This is a genomic window from Streptomyces albiaxialis (assembly GCF_039530985.1).
GTDB lineage: Bacteria > Actinomycetota > Actinomycetes > Streptomycetales > Streptomycetaceae > Streptomyces > Streptomyces albiaxialis.
Window position 1 is genome coordinate 1 of sequence record NZ_BAAAPE010000042.1, and the last position, 2,597, is coordinate 2,597.

A 2,597-nucleotide genomic window follows, 5' to 3' on the forward strand; every position below is an offset into this window, starting at 1 on the left:
GTCCGCGCCGAGGCGGAGAAGGCAAGGACGAAGGCGGAGACCGAACGCGAACGGCTCGCCAACATGGTGGAGCAGTTGCGCGACCAGTTTGCCGAGGAGCGTCGGGCGCGGGAACACGCGGACGGAGAGCTCGGGCACATGCGGGAGACGCTGGCGACCACCCGCGAGCGGATCGCGGAGGAGCGAGCCCGCGCCGACGAGGCCGAGAAGCGCGCGGACCGCCGGATCGAATCCGCCGACCGCCGCGCCAGCCAGGCCGAGAAGCGCCGGGATGAACTGGCCGACCAGCTCGCCGAGGAGAAGGCCACGTACAGCGAGACACCGAAGCAGCGCAAGGCCACGCAGACACGCGCCAAGAAGCCTCGGAAATCCACGGTTAAGGAGGACGACACCGAGGCGCTGAAGGGGCCGGTTACGGGGCAGGAAAGCGTGCCGATGCCGGACGAGGACCAGTCGAAGAATTCACCCGAGGAGGGATCCACCGCATGAGGACCAACCGCTTTCGGGGAGTGTGCGCCGCGTGCAGCCGCACCGTCGAACCCGAGCAAGGCGTCATCACCCGCCCGGACGGCACAACCCGCGTCTTCTGCACGCCGGAGGAAGCCGCCGCACACCAGCCGTCGGCCCCCGCCGCAGCCGACACCGACCCGTACGAGCTGTCAGCGGCACAGGTCCGGATCACCGGCACCCCCGCCCAGTGCCATGCCGTATGGCAGGCACTCCAGCTCGCCCCGCACCTACTCACCGGCCAGCGCTCGGCGGACCGCCCCCGTCGGGACGACGACCGGGTGATGCTGTACGGACCGGTCACGATCGAGGCCCGGCACCTGGAAGCGATCGAGCGCGAGCGCCAGGAGGCCGAGCAGTGACCGACACGAGCCCCGAGAAGCGTCCCGCCGTCGTCAACGGCCGCGAGCTCGCCGACGAACTCGGCATCCTGCAATGGCAAGTCATGCGGGCCGTGGAGCTCGGTGCCATCCCCGCGCGCTGCACGGCCAAGGGATGGCGCAGGGACGTCGCCGACGAGCTCGCCGCACAGGTGCCGCGCATCCTGGCCGCGATCGAGGCCGCCGAAGCGCTCGGCGCAAACCGCATCGCCGAATTGCTGGAGGCCGAAACCGGCGTCGAGGGCGTCGACCGCGCCGACGTCGAGGTCATCGTGACCGCCGGGCACCTCCGCCAGCTCGACACGTACAAAGACTGGCCGCTCTACAGCGTGCAGGACGCCAAGGCATACGCCCGCGAGCACGGCGACGAGCTCGCCGCCATCGTGGCCGAGCGCCGGGCGTGGAACGCGGCCAGCATGGACCGCCGCCAGGCCGCCGACGAACTCGGCTGGAGGGTGTCCGAGCTCTCCCGTGTCGCGGAAGAACGGGGCATCGCACCGGGCCGGTTCGGACGCTTCTCTCGCGCGGACGTCGCCGCGCTCCAGGAGGACGAGGACGCCGCCGCCCAAGTGGCCGCGGACCGGCTTGTCGGCCCCGACCAGGCCGCCGGCATCCTGGAGCTTCGCCGGACGGATTGGGATTACGTCGTCGCCGCCGGATGGATCGAGCCCGTCGAGGTCCGCGAGGTGCAGACCGGGAAGTACAAGGTCGTGGACGTGCCGATGTACCGCACCGGGGACGTGGAGGCTCTGCGCGACGAGCCACCCGCCCCCGGGCTGAATTGGGAGGACGTCCGGGCCGTTCCCAGGGGGAAGCCGTCCCTGCTGCGCGAGTACGCGCACCGGGAGCAGAGCCGGGCGCAGGCCATCCACCGGTTCGCCGCCGAACTCGCCACCCGCGAAGGGGTCGAGGTGTGGGCCCACTGGAACAATCCCGACGACTTCTGGGAACTCGACTGGGACCGGATCGACGGCAAGCCGACGCGGGAACAAGTACGTTCCGCGCTCGCGACTGATCCCGCCATGGGGCCATACCGGGAAGCGGTCGAGCTCGGCGCGGAGTGGGGCTCGGTGGTCCGCTGGGCGCGCGCGATGCTGGCTCCCGGAGCAGCCGTCATTCTCGACACCGAGACGACGAGCCTGGACGGACAGATCATCGAGATCGCGGTCATGGACGCCGCAACCGGGCGGCCGCTGGTGGACACGTTGGTCAAGCCCACGGACGGGGTGACCATCCATCCCGACGCCTATTTCAAGCACCGTCTGACGCTGGCCGATCTCGCAGACGCGCCGTCGTGGGAGAAGGTACTTCCGAAGGTCCGCAAGGCGACCAAGGGCCGTATGGTGCTCGCGTACAACTCGGATTTCGACTACGGGCGAGTCCTCGCCCACACGGAGCAAGTGGGGAAGCGGCCGATGCACCTAGCCGACCCGAATTCCTGGGAGTGCCTGATGGCGGCCCGCTCGCGCTTCTACTCGCACGGCCGCCGCAGCCTGGACGGGCCGCACCGGGCCATGGGGGACTGTAAGGCGGGTAGGGCTCTGCTGGAGACGATGGCCGAAGGACGCGGGCGGCGCCACCATCCCTGAACCGTTGGCGGGCGGCGGTGGGTGCCCTTCGCGCACGGCTTCCCCCGGGGTGGTGGGGGATCCCTCCGGGCGGTCGGCGTTCACGGTGGGCCGCGCGCCGCCGGGGGCCGGAGCCTGCGGA

At 70.8% G+C, this 2,597-nt stretch carries 3 protein-coding genes; all 3 read left to right on the forward strand.

The annotated features are described in order from the left end of the window. Positions 1 to 489 (forward strand): hypothetical protein (locus tag ABD343_RS40795; RefSeq protein ID WP_425578395.1); only part of this gene is annotated, 489 nt, incomplete at its 5' end. After that, positions 486 to 869, forward strand: a complete 384-nt coding sequence (locus ABD343_RS40800) for a hypothetical protein (protein ID WP_344535941.1) — start codon at positions 486 to 488, stop codon at positions 867 to 869. The genes ABD343_RS40795 and ABD343_RS40800, both read left to right, overlap by 4 nt. After that, positions 866 to 2,476 carry an exonuclease domain-containing protein gene (locus tag ABD343_RS40805; protein ID WP_344535942.1) on the forward strand — a complete coding sequence of 537 codons (1,611 nt, stop codon included), beginning with the start codon at positions 866 to 868 and terminating at the stop codon, positions 2,474 to 2,476. Before ABD343_RS40800 ends, ABD343_RS40805 begins: the two co-directional genes overlap by 4 nt. Positions 2,477 to 2,597 lie beyond the last annotated feature (121 nt).